Here is an 18,751-nt window from a genome sequence, read left to right on the forward strand (position 1 = left end):
CTCCGAATGGAGACTACTCTTTTTTTTGTTTACACAAGGTAGAACGCAATACCGAGAATGACATAGACCATAATAAGCAGCACGCCTTCATACCAATTCGTACGTCCATCACGCGATACTGATTTGGCAATAAAGACAGAAACGCCGATGGCCGTTAATTCGATAGGTGTGAATACGATATCCATCGTGTTTCCAAATAAGCTGCTAACGAGAATGAGCACAGGCGCTACGAATAAAGCGATTTGCAAGCTGCTGCCGATCGCGATTTCTACAGCAGCGCCGATCTTATTTTTCATAGCCAGCATCACAGCAGCGCTATGCTCAGCCGCGTTACCGACAATAGCGATTACGAATGCCCCTATAAACAGCTCAGACAGGCCAAATTTCGCACTGAATGCGTCAAGGGTATGTACAAGCCATTCACTCACAAAGGCCACCATAACGGTAGCTAGGAGGAGGAAGAAGATTGACTTTCCTTTTGACCAGGCAGGCTCTTCACCGTGATCTGCATTCATGACGACATCAGAGAGCATATCCTTGTGAGTAACCATGGAGAACACCAGCCACAAAATATAAGCTAAGATCAGAATTCCCGCAACAGCAAGACTTAAAAACTGATCCTTCTCAAACGAAAACTTCTCTGAGACAACGAATACAGCTGGCACAAAAAGACCAATGACAGCCATGATCATAAGCGTAGAATTGTGATCAGCTAATCGGCCGTTAAATTGCTGCTCCTTATATTTCAACCCGCCAAGCAATATGCTAAGACCCAAAACGAGCAATAGATTTCCGATAATAGCTCCTGTCAAGCTCGCTTTTACCATATCGAATTGCTGCGCTTTAATCAAAAATATCGCGATGATGAGCTCTGCGGCATTTCCGAAGGTTGCATTTAGGAAGCCCCCCAGCCTTTGACCTGCATAATGTGCGACACTCTCCGTGGCTTTACCAAGAAAACCGGCCACAAAGATGATCGCGATGGCTGAAATGATAAATTGAACTGTGTTATCCCAGTGGGCGTAATGACCGATGGCACTAAGTGCAAACATGAGGATTAACCCTGAGAAAAACCATTTTTGATTCAAAGCGTTCACCTCTTCAAATAGTTGCTGAAAACCTGATAATACTATAGCGGAAATAAGCAAGCATGTAAACTTTACCAGTTAAAAGGTGTATTGGATATGTTTATCTGATTCATGGAGAAATAAACGGGGAGATAAAGTTATTGTCACATATTGGAGAAAGTTGGTAGAATGATAATAGTGTGAAGGATTGAATGGGGGCCTAGCTATGGCAATGATATGGGTAGCTATAATCGTGGTACTACTTATTATTTTTTTAATCGTGGGTTTGATCTATCTACTGGTGGCAACTTCAAGATACAATAAACGGCTTGAACGTGATGCTTTTAGGAGAGGGGCTTATGCTTTCACTCTTGCTATCCATCATCAAGGTCTTGGCATCATTGGTGAGAATTGCAAAATATTAGCCTTTAATGAGGGGCTGCAGATTGAGACGATATTAACTAATACCTTCTTTAAAATACCGGCCGACAGAATAAGGGCTGTCGTTCTCAAAACGGATAAAAACCTTACGGAATTCGACAGAAGCCTTGCTGGTCGAACGATTATTAATGATATGCCTGGTTCAAAAGCTTCATGGACGAAAAAAAATCAACATTTGTATCTCGTTATCAATTACAAAGACGAGAACGCGGAGCTAAAGGAAATTGTTATGCTTGCTAACATTAATATGTTTAAGGTTTACTCCTTCGTAACGACGGTGAATCAAAAACTAGCAAGCGCTAATGGTGGAAGAATTATCAATTTATAAGCATTTAGTTCAAATAGCGCCTTGTTCACAAAAGCTTTTAACACTCAGCTTTGCTGTGGTTATGTCCGTCTGCTATAATAAGCCTATATGGCAAAATGAGGAGTGAGTCACATGACAGAAGAACTTCAAACGGGTCTTATCCGAATCTCTGATGATGTAGTAGCAACGATAGCTGGACTCGCAGCGCTTGAAACGCCAGGCATTGCGGCAATGTCGGGCGGAATTTCCGAAGGACTCGCCAAACGGCTGAGCGGAAAGAACGTGCAAAAAGGTGTATCTGTTGAAGTAGGAACGACGGAAGCGGCCATTGATCTTCGTATTATTGTTCATTACGGCATTCCGATTCAAGAGGTATGTCGTCAGCTTCAACTGAATGTTCGTGAATCTGTTGAGAATATGACAGGATTGCACGTTGTTGAAGTGAATGTGAAGGTAGAAGGCGTTGCCTTTAAAGAAGAAGAGCTGGAAGAAGTTCAGCAGCAGCGATTGAAGTAAATAAAGAAGGGTGCCTCTTTTATAAAAAGAGGCACCCTTTTTTGATTCCATTAGCGCTTTGTAGGTTCTACACGATTTGCTTCCCTAGATATGCTTAACAATACGCCGATAGACATTAGACAAAATAGCAGGGATGATCCGCCATAGCTTATGAACGGAAGTGTAACACCTGTCAGCGGTATTGCAGCAGTAACGCCGCCTATGTTGACAAAAGCCTGAATGGCGATCAAGCCGACAATGCCAACACCAACAACTGTGCCGTAATGATCAGGACAGCGGAGTGCAACGATAAGACCACGCCATAAGAAAAATAAATAAAAGAGCAAGAAGAGGGCGCTGCCAATAAAGCCTAACTCTTCTCCAATGATTGCAAAAATAAAATCATTATAGGGATATTTCAGGTAATGCAGCTTTTGGACGCTTTCACCGAATCCGGCACCGGTTAAACCGCCGTGACCAAAGGCTTGCAGTGACGACACGAGATGCCAGCCTGTATCCTGAGAATCGCTGAGCGGATCTCTAAACACGGTAAGCCGATCAATCCGGTATTTCCAAGGTTTTGGATCAATCGCCATCGAGATACTGAATATGACGGTGAGAAAGAGGCCGATAATCGTTCCAGACATAAATACCTGCTTTAAATTGGCACCGCCAGCCATAATCATGACCGTAGCACATGCAGCAAGCACTAAGGTGGAACCAAGATCGGGCTGCATCATAATCAAGCCGCAAACGAAGCCGACGATAATGATAACCGGCAGCAGCCCTTTTTTGAAGCTGCGAAAATTATCGCCCTTCTTCGTTATAAGAGCACCAAGATACAATATGATGGCCAGCTTGGCTGGTTCTGTTGGCTGTATGCCAAGTGAACCTATCCCGAACCAACTATGTGCACCATTGATCTCCGTACCAATAAACGGAACGAGTATGAGCATGATGACTACTGGAATGAAAAATAGCATGAAAAGGCGTTTGAAAACCTGATAGCGCAAATTCATCATAAATAACATAACCATTATGCCAAGGCCAGCCCACATGAACTGGCGCTTGGTGAAATACATGGCATCATCTTCTGTTACGACAGCGACACTTGAGCTTGCGCTAAATACCATTACAAGCCCAAAGCCAACGAGCAGAAGAGTTAAAATGAGAAGCAGAAAGTCCGGTCTTCCACGGCTACCGTTCTGCGTGGCTTTCATGTCAGCACCGTTACGCTAACAATTGTTTCAATTGCTGAAGTCTTTGCGTCGCCGTACTCATAATTGGCTGTGGAATAGGGGACTCATACTCAAGACCATGCGGGAAAGTGGAGCGTCCGATATAAACCGATTCGATAATTAGAACGGCATGAGGTGATTCAAGCTTACCTTCAATGGCTCTTGTTGTAATTCTCAAATAATAATCGGATCCGCTCGCGTGATCCTCAAGTTTCAAGTCGTATGTAGCGCGATAGTATTCCCACTGCCAACGGACAAAACCAACTTTTTCAGCAGATTCGTCTAAGTGGTCAAGTTCGCTTTTAACACCGTTTAAGCCGGTATTTTCAATAATCATGGTAGTTCCTCCCAAAGGTTTTGTGAAGCAAAACTGACTTTACTAGCATATGCTTCCATTTCAAAAGACAGAGTTGTACATTCTTTTCTCATGATAGTATGTTTCCCCAGCAAGCGCAACCCTTACTCCCACCCCTTGTTGTGAACAAAAGTGACATTTTGAAGAAAACTAATATTCCTAACGATTTAGTGATGCATTTGCTTCCTAATTAAGCCGTTCATCTGGTAAACTAAATGGCATGATAGGATTCGTAGTTTTTTTGAAAATGTAAGGGGGTTTGCGATTTGCAAACAGAGGATATCGTAGATCTACAGCTAGAGCAGCTATTTCCAAAAATGATTAATTGGCGCAGACATCTTCATCAATATCCTGAGCTTTCGTTTCATGAACGAGTAACGTCAAGCTGGATTGCTACCCAATTAAGCGAGCTGGGTATTGAGGTTCAGACAGGCGTTGGCGGACATGGACTAATTGCAACCATTAAGGGAGATCAGCCAGGCCCAGTCATAGCGCTGCGGGCTGACATTGATGCACTTCCTATTCAAGATGAGAAAAAATGCGAGTATGCGTCTAAGGTGCCAAACGTTATGCACGCATGCGGTCATGATGCACATACATCTACGCTTCTAGCGATTGCGTCTTATTATTCGGCTAATCGATCCGCTATTTGCGGTGAGCGCAGACTGTTGTTCCAACCAGCCGAAGAGGTTACACCTGGCGGAGCAATGCCGATGATAAAGGATGGAGCACTGGATGGAGTTGACGTCATTTATGGCGTTCATCTGTGGACGCCGCTTGCTTATGGCTTGGTGTCGTCCAAACCAGGAGCCTTTATGTCTGCTGCGGATGAATTCGTAATTGATATTGTGGGACGAGGCGGTCATGGGGGATTGCCGCATCAAGCAATTGATGCGATTATGATTGGTTCAACGCTTGTGCAATCCGTCCAATCCATTGTAAGCCGCAATGTGAACCCGCTTCATCCGGCTGTGGTGACTATAGGTTCTTTCCAAGCAGGTACGACCAATAACGTTATTGCGGAACGTTGCAGATTAAAAGGAACTGTCCGTTCGTTTGACGAGCAGACGAGAATGATGATACATGACCGGCTCAAGTCGCTTGTCACGCATATATGCCAAATGCATGACGCGGAATTCGATTATCAGATGAGGATTGGTTATCCGCCCGTCGTAAACGATGAAGAAGAGGCTGAACGTTTCTTCAAGGTCGGCGAAAGGCTGTTCGGTGAAAGCGCGGTTGTGCGTTCGGAAGCCATTACGGTTGCTGAGGATTTTTCTTATTACTTGGAAAAAGTGCCAGGCTGCTTTATGTTTGTTGGTGCTGGCAATGAGAGCTGCGGTGCAACGTATGCGCATCATCACCCTAAATTCGACATTGACGAGAGAGCGATGCAGCGGGCAGCAAGGCTTCTGATTGGTATGGCTGAGGAATATGCGAGCGGAGTTGTTTCAACCGCATAAGAGGGGATGCTCAGGTTCTAAAAAGGTTATGCTAAACCTCGTACTTATAATCGAGGAGGTATTTCCGCTGAAAACGTTAAAACAAATTATGTCGACAGATTGTGTCACAGCGACTTTGCTTGATAATGTATACGAGCTTGCTTTAAAAATGAAGGAGCATGATATCGGATTTATTCCAATTGTAGATGGCAAGAAGCTGATAGGGGTAGTCACTGATCGAGATTTAGTCGTAAAAGGATATGCAGAGAAGCATCCTGGCTCAGCTGCAGTAGCTGAGGTAATGAGTACGGATGTGGCTACGATAACTTCTGACGCATCTCCCGATGAGGCCGCGGAGCTGATGGCATCTAAGCAGATACGCAGACTTCCGGTTGTGGATGATGGAGAACTAGTAGGGATTCTGGCAATCGGGGATCTTGCTGTTCGAGATATATTTGCTGATGAAGCCGGGGAGGCGCTTAGCTCTATTTCGGAGCGAGAGTATTCAGCAGCTCCTCCAATGGTTCATTAATATAAATAAAGGCTGTCTAAGTGCGTCGATAAACGCGCTTGGACAGCCTTATTTGTTATTAGTCTTCCCATACAGCTACTAATTCATTGTATTCGTTATAAAGCTCAGCAGGATCCGATTCCTTGTTGTTCCAAATATTTGTTGCTCCCCAAAGGAGCAGGTCATCATCTGATGAACGCACCTCATCTGCTGAGGAAATGACTACTCTTTTCTGTGCTTTCAGGACATATTGGCCAAACGGATAGGTTTGATTGCCTCGAACGCTAACCAGCTTCCAGCCTTTCATTTGAATGGCATCATCCGTTGTATTCGTTATAGTGACAAGCTCGGCTTGTTTGTCCACCTCAATCGTAATGCCGCTTCGCGCCGCTTTTTTTACAGGGAAGCTTGTGTGATTAATTTCGGCATCATTACTCCATAAACCTTGCTTAGCTTGTTCAGCTTGCTGCTCCAGCTGCTTGTATGCGTTTTCCATCTTGACGTTAGGCTCTATGATGAGCACCTTCGCAAGACCTTCCTCAATAAGTGCCTCGTTTAATATTCGTCCATCCTTCAGCTCCACGATTGCGAGCGTACGATCGTAGCGATCTTTAAGCTCCTTATCGAAGGTAAGCCTAACCTCTTGCGACTCTGTCAGAAGCGTCTCAGTGAAGGCAGCAGCCTCGGGTCCGAATGGATCGGCTGGACTATCTTGTTTCTTGGTCTCCGGCGTATCTACGTAAAGTAGTCGAATCGTCGTTTCACTAGAACCTGTTTTGATTTTGAAAGTATCACCATCTATAAAGCCAGCTACCTGATACCATTGGTTGGTTTGTATAACGTTCGAAGAAAGCTCGGAAATGGCCGTACAACCGGCAAGCGGCATGCAAATGAGCATGAGGAGAATGATTATAATTCTTTTCATAGATGCGGTACCTCCACCCCAATTTGCAGTTTAAATACAATCTTCTTATTACTATAACACATCTTGAACATAAAAATCGCGCAGTTGTCCAGATACTTAAAGCATAAAATTGTGTTAATTTCTTCATACTGTGAGGAAGAGAAAAATCTAGGTTATTTTTTTGAGAGGCCGTTTTGATGAATTTATGAAGGAGGAGAATGATGCAGCATCCAAACGATCGGCCATTAATTGTGCAATCAGACTTAATGGTTCTGCTTGATGAACGCAAGCCGCATGCACAGCAAGCTAGAGATAAGCTCGTTCTCTTCATGGATGCAATTAGAAGAGCTGGAGCGATCCATACTTATCGAATGACACCTTTGACTCTCTGGAATGCAGCAGCGGCTGGAATTACTGGAGAAGAAATCATAGGTTGGCTAACAGAATACAGCAGATACGAGCTGCCATTTCAAGCGGAGGTAATGATTCGCAAACTGATTAGCAGATATGGCAAGCTGTGGTTGTCTACGGAATCGAACAAACTGATGCTGCACGGAGAACAAGCTATTTTGGATGAGCTTTCGGAACAATCGTCAATAACAAGCTGGGTAAAAGCACGGCTTAATGCCGCTTGGGAGCTTGATGAAGGCTGTAGAGGCGCCTTGAAGCAGGAGCTGACACGACTTGGATATCCTGTCATTGATCTAGCAGGCTATCATGTGGGCGAGGAACTCCCGGTAGAGCTGAGGAAGCATACGCTGCGAAATCGTTTGTTTGATTTAAGGGACTATCAGCAGGCTGCTGTCGAGCTTTTTTATAAGGAAGGCAAAGTGGAAGGAGGAAGCGGCGTAATCGTATTGCCTTGCGGAGCGGGTAAAACCATTGTGGGTATAGCCGCATTGGCTCGTTTGGGCAGAGCAACGCTTATTCTTACCTCTAATTCTACCTCCGTAAAACAATGGAAAGACGAGCTGCTGGATAAAACGTCGCTGTTGGATGAGGATGTTGGTCAATATTGCGGCACATTGAAGCAGGTACGCCCTGTTACGATAGCAACTTACAATATTTTGACGCATCGCAAATCCAAGGAGTCTCCTTTTACCCATATGAAGCTGTTCTCCGAACGGGATTGGGGGCTAATTATTTACGATGAGGTGCATTTGCTGCCAGCTCCAGTCTTCCGGATGACTGCAGATATACAAGCGACAAGACGGCTTGGATTAACTGCGACACTCGTACGTGAGGATGGCTGTGCTGAGGATGTATATTCATTAATAGGTCCAAAGCAGTTCGACATGCAATGGAAGACAGCCGAGGCTGGCGAGTATATAGCAGCAGTAGCTTGCACGGAGATTAGGGTTCCACTACATAGAAGTAAATCGGCTTTGTATGCACAGGCCTCTGCGCGTTCCAAGCTCAGATTGGCTGCGGAAAATCCCGCAAAAATCAAAGTTGTAGAGCAGCTATTGCGGGAGCATGCAGGCAAACCGACTTTAATTATTGGCCAGTATTTGCACCAGCTGCACGAGCTGTCCGCAGTTATTGGCGCTCCCTTGCTGACGGGAGAGGTGCCGCAGCTCGAGAGACAAACGCTTTATGACAGCTTTAAAGCAGGCGACATATCAGTGTTAATCGTATCCAAGGTAGCTAATTTTGCAGTGGATTTGCCTGATGCCTCCGTAGCCATTCAATTATCCGGCAGCTTTGGCTCACGACAAGAGGAAGCGCAGCGGATTGGGAGATTGCTGCGGCCAAAAGCGATTAACAATTGCGCATGGTTTTATACCATTGTAACGGATCAGACGAAGGAAACGGAATTTGCGATGAAAAGACAGCTTTTTATGCTGGAGCAAGGGTATCACTACGAGAGACTTAGCTTGCCTCATGATGAGGACAAGCTTGAGGAGGCTGCTGCTCTATGAAAATGAAACAGCTGCTAGGCAAGTTATCTGCAGAGCGCTTGGATCATATGATGCAGGGACCGCTATGGCAGACAGCTGGTCAAAGAGGACTGTCATGGGGAGAAGCAGCGGTAGATGATGAGACAATCCGAGAAGCTGTATCTATGCTCTCGCCGTATGCAGCGGAAGTATTGACGGAAATGCTGCGTTATTTTGCAGCTGCTCCCGCAGACGGAGAACGGCTCCTTAAAGTTCTTCGGAACAGCACAGGCCTCTCAGGGGCGGAATGTCAGCTCGCATTGGCAGAACTTGAGGAATGGGGCGTATTATTTACGGTACATAAAGTATGGGGAGAGAGTCTGTATTTTATGCCTGTAGAATGTTTTGCAGTGTGGCAGAGGATGTTATTCCCATACAAAGCTGAGGTGCTGACTGAGCAACAGAGGGAAAGACTAATGAATGGTGTCATGCGACCTTATTGCAGGCCGCTTGGCAGACAGCTGCTCAGTGCCTTTTCGTTATTGGGGAAGAGCGGCTTATCGCTTACGACAAACGGCACGCTTCCCAAAAAAACGATCGCTAAGCTGCTGCAAGCTTTAGATCTGGAGGAATGCTGTCTTAAATCATTTGATCTAAAATGGTCCTACTCGGATATTTATCCCGTACAGGTTGCCTTCATTTTGGAAGCGGGTTTTGCATTTGGACTGTTAACAGCAGTGAATGGGGCATTGAAATGGAATGATGACCAGCTTAGAAAATGGCTTATGCTTGATGAGACTGTGCGAGAATATCAATTAATGAATTGGTGCTTGGCGCTGCTACTTCCAACCGCAGGTGGAAATGCCCATTTAGCTGCCTCGTTGACGAGCCTTCAAGCAGGTGAATGGTATTCAAATCAGCGTGCGGATATGTGGCTTCATGAGAATCGTATCGTTGCCGATATAGGCCAGGAGCAAAACATAAATCGAAATCAACCAAGGCCAAGCTGGTTCGGTTTATGGCATAATCTAGGCTGGATGGAGCTGGTAGATTGTCAGCAAGCAGCGGACAATGAGTTTTTTTTTAGATGGAAAGCAGCTGCTCCATTACGTAAAGATTCTCCGGTGCAGGTACAAGATTTGGATGCAATTGTAACCGTTCAACCGAATGGGGAATTGATTGTACAACCAGAATGTCCCTTCTGGATAAGGTGGGAGCTGGAGCTGATAGCTGAACGCAAATCAGATGAGCAGGTTTCTGTTTACCGTCTTGAAGCGGCATCAATTACAAGGGCGCTGGAGCAAGGAAGATCAAGAGCCTCCATTCAAAGCTTTCTTGAGCAGGCATCAGGCGAAAATCATTTGCCTTCTACGGTAATCGCTCTGTTCGAAGTATGGACGAGCCGTGCTAGCCGTACTTTCTTCGCCGAAGTTGCGCTGCTGCGCTGCGATAGTGAAGAGATGGCGGCAATAGTGGAAAATGATTCTGGTGTAGCCCCTTTATTGATGGAGAAGCTTGGTCACTTGGATTTCATTGTTGAAAAGTCTCGTATAAGTGAGATTCGAGCATGTTTGCAAAAAGCAGGATATCCCGCACGCAAAATGGTTCAGACAGAATTTGCGAATGACGAATATAATTACCCATACGTTAGTTTCGATATAGAGGGATTGCGCTTACTTGAGCTTCTGCCGAAGGAGGAATCAAAAATACCCGCTCCTTCTTATATTTATGAAGCTTTTCCGCTTCATCATTATGAACTCAGTGATTTAGAGGCTAGGAAAAAACCGCTTTTGTTCTCTGAAATGGAGCTTGTGCCTTCCATGTGGACAAAGCAGCTGCGTGCATACCATCATTCGACAAGAAAAGAATTAATCGAGAAGGCATTGCAATGGCAAACGCCTGTTCAGCTTCGCATGGAAAGAGAGCTTCGTTCATTTGTGCCTGAGAAGCTTGAGCAGCAAGGCGACGGATGGGCCGTCGTCGGGCTGCTGCGTGATGACCCGCAGCGAGAGCAGATCAGGCTGACTCCTGATATGTGGGAAGAGATGTGCTTAGTGATACCAGGTCAAGGCAGCCCAATATAATCTCTATCTATTGGCTAATTAAATATGATATGATAGTGTAGAATTTAGCGAATGGGAAAGAGGTGGATAAATGCCAACTGCTGAAGGTTTAACGGCTATTCAGTTGGAGCAACCGCAAGGCGGCGTTTCTTCTCTCGATATGGCGTCGCTGCTGCTTTGCGCCTATGATTTAGGTGATTCGATTAATCAATCGGCGGAAGTTGCCGAATATTTATATTGGAAGTCTGCTGTGAATGAAGATGAAGAAGTGAAGCAAATTACCAAACGGTTCGATAAAGCGAAGATACTGTTTGAGGAATGCCAACGATTCGGGCGCTTTCATCCTGACTACAACGAAGCGAAAGACAAAGTGAAGCAAATCGAACGAGAGCTAAGCGAAATTGAAAGCGTTCGCCGCTTCAAGCTAGCCGAGCAGATCGTCGATGAAATGCTTTATGATGTATCCCGCACGATAGCGGAGTCCGTTTCGGACAATATTAAAGTGCCTGGCAATGAAAAAGCTGCCGGCGGCGGTAGCTGTGGAAGCGGCGGCTCATGCAGCTGTGGAAGCGGCGGTTGCGGTTAAGTTGAAGCCATAAGAGCGAACAAGGAAGAAGCATGGGCTTACGAAGTGAGGTTTGCTCCGCCAACCTAAGTAGATGCTTACGAAGTGAGGTTTGCTACGCAAACCTAAATAGATGCTTACGAAGTGAGGTTTGCTACGCAAACCTAAGTAGATGCTTACGAAGTGAGGTTTGCTACGCAAACCTTTGAGGAGGGAAAAGATGCTACCGGATCGAACAGGTTATATCGTTTGGGTAAGTGATTTGAAAGCGGCAAGGTCACTGGAGAGGTTCGGGACGGTTCATTATATGTCGCGGAAGATGCATTACGTTGTGATGTATATGAATGCGGAACGCTCTGAAGAGGCTGTGCGGCAGATGGGGAAGCTCTCGTACGTACGGAAGATTGAACGATCTTATCGAAACGAGATTAAGACAGAGTACAGCAAAGACAGCGAAGATAAAACTAGATTTTATAGTTTGTAAAGGTTTAGTCGAAAACACTCGTCTGATGACGTTGTTCGTAAAGCTAATCAATCGCATAACGAAGGAAATATTGGTAAAAACTTCAAAACATGCACTAAAAGACGTTTCACGGTGTGCAATAACACTGAGAAACGTCTTTTTTTTATTATAATAGCCAAAAACTTACAAAAATGGTCGGACTTTAATTTTTTGTTGTAATCTCGGACAATCGTGATAGAATGGAATTAAATTCATAGTATAAAAGCCCTGGTTCTTTGGAAGGAGTAGGTTGCGAAGTGAAAGATAGAATGACGAGAAGATGGAACACATATGAGTCGTTTTATATTGATCTAGGTGACAAAAAAGTAGCGGATATCGTTATTACAAACCATGCCAAAAGTCGTTGGCTTGACCGGATAGAAAGCAAGAAAACCGGTTATGAAGATATAGCTGAATATTTATGGGAATGCTTGAAACAAGGCCGCATCGAGCCTTATTACCGCAATGAGCAGGACGTTTATTTAATTGACGACGATCTCGTATTTGTTGCTGAATTTGCGGACTCGATGACAGAAACGGATATAACCGGAACTCCGCTACATAAAATGATCATAGTAACTTTCCTTGGGCGCATGTCAGAAACAATCGAGCTAAGGGATCTAAAGTCCTACTATTCGTGGCTTCGCCATTCACGGCGCATGACTCTCGTCAAAAGCAGCAGAAAAAGAAAATGAGACTTTGTACCTATATATCAAAGAGTGGAGCGTCCAATCCTAAAACAGATTGCACGCTTTTTTTGTGCGTGTTGTAAGATTCTGTACAAGGTTTATAGTATAATAAGCACCAGAAGAAAGGATGATTGAACGATGGCGCTTAATTTTCATCAACTGCACATATTTTGCACGGTTGCGGAACGCGGCAGTTTTTCAGCTGCAGCGCAATCATTACATATGACTCAGCCAGCCGTTACGATGCAAGTGCAGTCACTGGAAGATTATTTTGGCACGAAGCTGCTTCAGCGATCAACGAAGCGAATCGAGCTTACAGAAGCTGGACGGGCTCTTATGCCTTATGCGCAGAGGAGCATCGATCTTATACGAGATACAGATCAAGCGATGTCAGCATTCACGAAGCAGCTTAAGGGAAGATTGCAGCTCGGTTCGAGCTTAACGATAGGTGAATATATTCTGCCGCGCTTGCTTGGTCCTTTTGGACAGGAATATCCGCATATTTCGATTAGTATGAAAGTTATGAATACATCGCAAATTATGGAGGATATTTTGAATCATCAGCTTAATTTTGGATTAATTGAAGCTCCTGTTAATCATCCCGATATGCATATGGAGGCGGTAATGAGCGATGAGCTTAGATTGATCGTATCGCAATCGCATCCATTAGCCGATCGAGAATCGGTTACATTGGAAGAAGCGATGGAATATCCGTTTGTGCTGCGTGAGCAAGGTTCGGGGACAAGACTTGTCATGGAGGAGCAGCTGAGGAAAAAAAATATAGATCCTGCATCGATGAAAATCGTAATGGAGCTGGGCAGCACTGGCGCTGTCAAATCTGCTGTTGAAGCAGGCCTTGGCATATCATTTATTTCATCTTCCTCTGTCAAACATGAAGTTGCGCTTGATTTAATTCGAATGATTAAAGTGTCGGATTCCAAGTTCCAACGACAGTTTTATTCGATATACTTAAAATCGGCTATATTGCCGATATCAGCTGTTACTTTTCTAAGTTTTTTGAGAGAGAGGGATTTGCAGCAATGGCTCTAATGAACGGACTTGCTGATTTGCATACGCACACGACGGCTTCTGATGGCATGCAAAGCCCCGCGGATAATGTTCGTCTAGCCAAAGAAGCAGGGCTTGCTGCGATTGCTATTACAGATCACGATACGGTGGCTGGTGTAGCTGAAGCATTGCTTGAAGGCGAACGATTAAACATTACGGTTGTTCCCGGTGTTGAGGTGAGCACGGTGGCAGAAGGAACGGATATTCATATTCTCGGTTATTACACGAATAATGACGACGAGAAGTGGTTATCGCGTCTTTCGAGTTTGCGCGGGCTAAGAGATCAACGGAATGAAATGATTATAACTAAATTAAATGAGCTTGGCGTTGTGCTGTCTATGGATGATGTTATCGCTGCGGCTCATGGTGAAAGCTCGAAGGAAGAGCTGCAGGCAGCGGAAGTAAGTATTGGTCGCCCGCATATTGCTGCTGCACTTATTCAAAAGGGTTTCGTTCAAAATATGAAGGAAGCTTTCGATCGTTATTTGGCTGCCGGCGCCGCGGCGTATGTCAATCCACCGAGATTGACTCCATTTGAGGCGATTGACTGGATTAGAGAAGCAGGAGGCACAAGTGTTATTGCACATCCTGGTTTATACAACAATGATTCTTTAGTCGAAGAGCTGGTTCGCTATGGTGTGCAGGGCATCGAGGTGTTCCATTCGGATCATGGACCGGAAGAAGAGCAAAGATACGGGCAGCTTGCAGCGGACTTCAATCTGATCGTTACAGGTGGATCGGATTTCCATGGATCGCGTCAAGGCGTTGTATTTCATGGCGAGGTGGGCAGCCGTACCGTAAATGCAAGTGTGCTAAAGCAGCTTCAGCCTTCAGGATGATGACCTTAGCAATCTGAGGACTTGAAGTTAACGCTTTACTATGCAATGAAACGAATTGTTAATGAAAGAGGCAATCTTAAGGGCTTATAACCTTTGGATTGCCTCTTTTTTTTGCAGTTTCGGGCGAGTTTTTGCATCTGGAAATTGACGGTATAGATATTTGTAGTTATTATGCAGTTTTTGAATTAATAAATCATAAATATGGTTTTAAACACCATAATTCAATATAAATATGACAAAATGGTGACGAAAACGAGCAAACATAAATTTCATAAATCATTTACAAAGTGAAAATTATAGATTTTGTCGATTTTTATTTAATAGAAGATGCAAAGAAAAAACCCACTAGGGAGGTTGGTTATACGCTTTCAAAAAAATGGACTATCAGTTCATTCCACTAGCAACACCCTTGATTCGACAAAATCTGCAAATGATTGGAAGTTAAATATTTGGCTTTTAGCAAGAAAACCGAAGGAAATGATAGAAAACGATAGATAATAGAAGATGTATTCGTTTTATTGAAAACTGGTGAGATTTTACAATTCTGATCATGATGAGATAGGTTGAAAGTAGAAAAAGAAACGTAGCCATGGTTCGTAATCGCCATTGCTAAATGAAGGAGTGGATAGTTATTCAGTACATGCTGTATGCGACAACCGTTGTTTTTCTCATCTTTCAACTGCTGTATACGGTTATTCCGTTGTTCTTCAGCAAGGTGCGAAAGATCAATAACGAGCTTGATGAGAAGTCGTTATCGGTTCTGGTTCCTGCGTATAACGAGGAGCTTACGATCAAAAATTGCATCGATGCGATGCAGGGTCTGCATTATCAGAATCATGAGATCATTATCGTAAATGACGGATCTAAAGATCGTACCTTTAACAAGCTGCAAGAGCTATTGGACCTTCGGAATGATTACAGAAAGGCTAGTCAAAAACTGAAATATAAAAGAATTAGAGGTTTTTACCGTTCAAGCAAATTTCCCAACATCTACGTTATGGATAAAATGAATGGCGGCAAAGCCGACTCACTTAATGCTGGCATCGATTATGCGAATGGCGAAATTGTTATTACGCTTGATGCTGACAGTATGCTGGAAGTAAACTCCTTAAAATACGTAAACCAATATTTTCACGAAAGCGACATTATTGCCCTAGGGGGAACCGTCAAAATCGTACAAGGCGCAGAACGACAAGACGGCGTCATTATGGAGAAATTTATAGGAAAAGGCATTATAAAGAGCCAAGTCATTAGTTATATCCACAGCTTCTACGTCCGCAAATTAACACAATCGCTATTTAACTCCATCGTCGTTATCTCAGGGGCATTCGGAGCCTTCTACAAAGAACTCATGTTTGATGTGAACGGGTTCAGAAGCACGGTTGGCGAGGATATCGACATCACGTTGAAAATCCACGAGTACATGAAAGCAAATAAACTCAAAAAAAGACTGGTCTACGCGCCGGAGGCGGTATGCTACACCGAATGTCCTGAAAATATGAAAAACTTCTACAAGCAGCGTATTCGTTGGCAGAAAGCGTTTGTGGATTGTATCCTCATTTATTGGTCGAAATTATCTCGGAGCTTCAGCATCGGCGTCAGCTTGTTTTTTGCAATAGACGGCTTCGTACTCGGTACGTTAACCGCATTTACGACGATTTTCCACATAGCACACGCCATTGCATCAGGCAGCGGCATATGGGCAGCGATTGTACTATTCCTTGTCACGATGTTAGTGAATGCAATTCAAATCGTGATATCGCTCTATTTGTGCAAAAAATATGGCAGTAATTATTCGTTGTTGGATTATATTAAAATGTTCGGATTTAGTCAGTTGGAATTGTTCACTTACCGATTTGTGCTCCTCTACATTAACATCATTGGAACATTCAAATATTTCGACAATGATGAAGGATGGGGTTTTGTCGAACGCAAGGGCGTCGCATCCATTAGCCAAAATACAGTGGCAAGTTCGAGATAATATTGGAGGGACATTATGAGCAACACAGCCCATGTTCAAAATAATCGAATTATGTATATTGATTTATTAAGGATTCTTTCCATAGTAGCCGTTATCGTGCTTCATATTACTGCATCCTTGCTGACGCGAACGAATGATTTTACGACAACCTCATGGTGGGTCAGCAATGTGTTCAACTCAATTTGCCGCTTTGCAGTTCCAGTATTTTTTATGATCAGCGGTGCCATGATTTTGAGAATCGAAGTGAAGTCCTATAAAGGATTTTATAAGAAAAGAATACTGCCTCTGATCATTCCTTTGCTTACATGGTCATTAATTTATGGCTATTACAAGGAGTATTACATACTCAAAAGCCAAATGAGCGCGTACGAGTTCATACTCGATTTTGGCAAGAAATTAGTAACAGACGGAAACTACGTTCATTTGTGGTTTTTGTACGCTATTATTGCCATTTATATGACCGTTCCGCTAATTGGCAAGCTTGTACGCTCATGCAGTGAGAAGGATCTGAGATATTTTCTAATCTTATGGTTTATCGTCAGTATTTTGTACCGGTTAGTATCCGACATCTTCGTACGCCTAACCGATCAGCACCTTTATGTACCTAGTATGAATATTCCATTTTTTATGGGCAATTTAGGTTATTTTGTGCTTGGCTACTATCTCTTTAATGTCGAGCTTCGTCCCGTTATTAAGCACACATTGTTTAATCTTGGCATCTTGTCCTTTTTCCTAACTCCAATATTGACTTATGTAGTGTCCTCATACGGCGGGGTGCTGGACGAGATGTTTTACGGCAACTATTCCATTACAAGCTTCTTAATGGCGGTCGGCGTGTTTCTGTTTTTTAAGGAAAAAGATACGATGATTAGCCGGAAAACAAATTATAAGGTTAAAAAAGTAATTGGCTCCGTCTCTACGGCAAGTTTCAGCATTTATTTAATCCATCTCTTGGTGGATACGATGGTTTCAAGGGATGTGGCTATCGATGCAACATTCCTTGAGACGACATTAAGCCTTCTGTTTAATATCGTTGCGATTTTCTCGATTAGTTATATCGTTGTCAAAGTGTTTAATTTGAATCGGTGGGTAACGCATATTTTATTCGGCGGAAGGGGGTAGCGGGGTGAATGTGAAGAAGACGGTTAAAGGGAAAAAAACGATAACTGAGCGAAAAGGAAATAAAGCGCTAAAAGTAAATTTTTTGACTAAAGCGCTTGTGGCTGTGCTTCTTGTTGGTATGGGCATTTACTTCTACCAAAGCGTAAACGCAGAGGATCGGAAGTTGTCAACGGTATATATCGAAGCCTGGCGCGACCCGAAGGATGTAAGATTATCGGAGCAGGGCGTAGATATCGCCTTTGTTGCCTTCGCCAAAATCTCCGGTACTGGTTTGTTCTTTCATGAAAAAGAAGAAGGGAACAAGCAGATCAAACAAAACATTATGCAGCTCAAAGCCAATAATCCGAAGACAAAATTTGTTCTTGCCGTTGGGGGTTACGGCGTAGATGGCTTCTCAGACGCTTCACTCGACGGCAATCGATATGTATTTACGAAAAATATTATTGATTTGGTCAAGGAGCTTGATCTCGATGGTGTCGATATTGACTGGGAATTTCCGGCCTTTGACGCATGGGGAACCGTAAAGGCGAGTCCGAAGGATACAAAAAACTTCACAAGCTTAATGCGAGAGCTAAGAGAACAGTTAAACCTGCTGCCGCATAAAGGAAACAAAAAGTATATTCTTACTTTTGCAGCAGGTACACAAGATTGGTATTTTAAAAATGTAGAAGTAAAGGCCGTGGAAAAGTATGTCGATTTCATCAATGTCATGAGCTACGATCTGACTGGCAGATGGTCCGAAACGACAGGATTTAATGCTAATCTTTACAAAGATAAAGGGAATAAAGTGACTCAAAGCGTGGATCAGATCGTGCGAGCTTTTCTGGATCACGGAGTTGATAGCAAGAAACTGCTGCTTGGCATCCCAGCTTATTCATATGGCTGGACAGATGTGAACAGTGATGAAGATGGTTTTTTTGCCAAGGGTAAGCCAATCGATATCGAGAAAGTAAATATTCATTATCGAAATATTGAGGATAAATATTTGAACAAAAATGGATTTAAGCGTTATTTTGACGATCAAGCAAAAGCAGCTTACCTATTTAACGGGAGTACCTTCATTAGTTATGAAGACAAGGAAGCTTTGCGAGAAAAGGTCAAATACATCAAGCAAAAAGATCTAGCAGGTGCGATGGTATGGGAATATGCACAGGATGCAGAGAATGGAATTATTCAATACTTGTCGGATAACTTGAACAAGGAGCTAGGCACAGAGGATTAAATAGAATAATAAGCGAGGCAAGGAAGCTTTATTGAAATACAACAAAAGGGAACTCCTTAT

The 18,751-nt window shown here is 43.6% G+C and carries 18 protein-coding genes; 14 read left to right on the plus strand and 4 right to left on the minus strand.

The annotated features are described in order from the left end of the window. Nucleotides 1-29: 29 nt before the first annotated feature. A complete protein-coding gene (gene cax / locus AC0VYE_RS14945; protein ID WP_076268247.1) occupies nucleotides 30-1,088 on the minus strand; it encodes a calcium/proton exchanger in 1,059 nt (352 codons plus the stop codon). 205 nt (nucleotides 1,089-1,293) lie between these two features. Between cax and AC0VYE_RS14950 the strand changes: the two genes are divergently transcribed. Both AC0VYE_RS14950 and AC0VYE_RS14955 read left to right on the plus strand, forming a co-directional pair. Beyond that, nucleotides 1,294-1,836: a hypothetical protein gene (locus AC0VYE_RS14950; RefSeq protein WP_475448910.1), complete on the plus strand. Its 543-nt coding sequence runs from the start codon at nucleotides 1,294-1,296 to the stop codon at nucleotides 1,834-1,836. A 111-nt stretch (nucleotides 1,837-1,947) separates the two neighbouring features. Further along, nucleotides 1,948-2,331: an Asp23/Gls24 family envelope stress response protein gene (locus tag AC0VYE_RS14955; protein WP_076268249.1), complete on the plus strand. Its 384-nt coding sequence runs from the start codon at nucleotides 1,948-1,950 to the stop codon at nucleotides 2,329-2,331. A 50-nt stretch (nucleotides 2,332-2,381) separates the two neighbouring features. Here the strand turns inward: AC0VYE_RS14955 and ftsW are convergent, their stop codons facing one another. Both ftsW and AC0VYE_RS14965 read right to left on the minus strand, forming a co-directional pair. Then, the gene (ftsW, locus tag AC0VYE_RS14960; protein WP_475448912.1) at nucleotides 2,382-3,530 is read right to left on the minus strand and encodes a putative lipid II flippase FtsW; all 1,149 of its coding nucleotides are present in this window, start codon (nucleotides 3,528-3,530) and stop codon (nucleotides 2,382-2,384) included. A 10-nt stretch (nucleotides 3,531-3,540) separates the two neighbouring features. Then, nucleotides 3,541-3,885, minus strand: coding sequence for a YugN family protein (locus AC0VYE_RS14965; RefSeq protein WP_076268251.1), 345 nt, complete (start codon nucleotides 3,883-3,885; stop codon nucleotides 3,541-3,543). A 284-nt stretch (nucleotides 3,886-4,169) separates the two neighbouring features. On the opposite strand from AC0VYE_RS14965, the gene AC0VYE_RS14970 reads away from it, so the two are divergent. Both AC0VYE_RS14970 and AC0VYE_RS14975 read left to right on the plus strand, forming a co-directional pair. Beyond that, complete coding sequence (locus AC0VYE_RS14970; protein ID WP_475448914.1) at nucleotides 4,170-5,366, plus strand: amidohydrolase; 1,197 nt, start codon at nucleotides 4,170-4,172, stop codon at nucleotides 5,364-5,366. A gap of 28 nt (nucleotides 5,367-5,394) precedes the next feature. Further along, nucleotides 5,395-5,877 (plus strand): CBS domain-containing protein, encoded by a 483-nt coding sequence (locus AC0VYE_RS14975; protein WP_179089805.1) that lies wholly within the window; start codon nucleotides 5,395-5,397, stop codon nucleotides 5,875-5,877. Nucleotides 5,878-5,935: 58 nt separating this feature from the next. Here the strand turns inward: AC0VYE_RS14975 and AC0VYE_RS14980 are convergent, their stop codons facing one another. Next, entirely contained in the window at nucleotides 5,936-6,781 is an 846-nt protein-coding gene (locus tag AC0VYE_RS14980) for a thermonuclease family protein (protein WP_076268252.1), read from the minus strand. A 200-nt stretch (nucleotides 6,782-6,981) separates the two neighbouring features. Here AC0VYE_RS14980 and AC0VYE_RS14985 point away from each other — a divergent pair, with 200 nt between their 5' ends. From AC0VYE_RS14985 to AC0VYE_RS15030, 10 genes are all read left to right on the plus strand, one after another. Further along, on the plus strand, nucleotides 6,982-8,682 hold the full coding sequence (locus tag AC0VYE_RS14985; RefSeq protein WP_076268253.1) for a DNA repair helicase XPB: 1,701 nt from the start codon (nucleotides 6,982-6,984) through the stop codon (nucleotides 8,680-8,682). Continuing rightward, a complete protein-coding gene (locus tag AC0VYE_RS14990) occupies nucleotides 8,679-10,724 on the plus strand; it encodes a helicase-associated domain-containing protein (protein ID WP_475448917.1) in 2,046 nt (681 codons plus the stop codon). The genes AC0VYE_RS14985 and AC0VYE_RS14990 overlap by 4 nt, the downstream gene beginning before the upstream one ends. 70 nt (nucleotides 10,725-10,794) lie before the next feature. Further along, nucleotides 10,795-11,289 (plus strand): YlbF/YmcA family competence regulator, encoded by a 495-nt coding sequence (locus AC0VYE_RS14995; protein WP_076268255.1) that lies wholly within the window; start codon nucleotides 10,795-10,797, stop codon nucleotides 11,287-11,289. Between the two features lie 199 nt (nucleotides 11,290-11,488). Next, nucleotides 11,489-11,752 carry a YlbG family protein gene (locus tag AC0VYE_RS15000; RefSeq protein ID WP_053375618.1) on the plus strand — a complete coding sequence of 88 codons (264 nt, stop codon included), beginning with the start codon at nucleotides 11,489-11,491 and terminating at the stop codon, nucleotides 11,750-11,752. Between the two features lie 287 nt (nucleotides 11,753-12,039). Further along, entirely contained in the window at nucleotides 12,040-12,465 is a 426-nt protein-coding gene (locus AC0VYE_RS15005) for a hypothetical protein (protein WP_475449579.1), read from the plus strand. 132 nt (nucleotides 12,466-12,597) lie between these two features. Then, nucleotides 12,598-13,509, plus strand: coding sequence for a selenium metabolism-associated LysR family transcriptional regulator (locus tag AC0VYE_RS15010; protein WP_076268257.1), 912 nt, complete (start codon nucleotides 12,598-12,600; stop codon nucleotides 13,507-13,509). Then, nucleotides 13,500-14,366, plus strand: coding sequence for a PHP domain-containing protein (locus AC0VYE_RS15015; protein ID WP_441912258.1), 867 nt, complete (start codon nucleotides 13,500-13,502; stop codon nucleotides 14,364-14,366). Before AC0VYE_RS15010 ends, AC0VYE_RS15015 begins: the two co-directional genes overlap by 10 nt. A gap of 631 nt (nucleotides 14,367-14,997) precedes the next feature. Continuing rightward, nucleotides 14,998-16,347 (plus strand): glycosyltransferase family 2 protein, encoded by a 1,350-nt coding sequence (locus tag AC0VYE_RS15020; protein WP_475449581.1) that lies wholly within the window; start codon nucleotides 14,998-15,000, stop codon nucleotides 16,345-16,347. A 15-nt stretch (nucleotides 16,348-16,362) separates the two neighbouring features. Then, on the plus strand, nucleotides 16,363-17,469 hold the full coding sequence (locus AC0VYE_RS15025; protein ID WP_475448920.1) for an acyltransferase: 1,107 nt from the start codon (nucleotides 16,363-16,365) through the stop codon (nucleotides 17,467-17,469). Nucleotides 17,470-17,587: 118 nt separating this feature from the next. Further along, the gene (locus AC0VYE_RS15030; protein WP_475449584.1) at nucleotides 17,588-18,691 is read left to right on the plus strand and encodes a glycoside hydrolase family 18 protein; all 1,104 of its coding nucleotides are present in this window, start codon (nucleotides 17,588-17,590) and stop codon (nucleotides 18,689-18,691) included. Nucleotides 18,692-18,751 lie beyond the last annotated feature (60 nt).

It is taken from the genome of Pristimantibacillus sp. Z349TD_6, assembly GCF_056173205.1.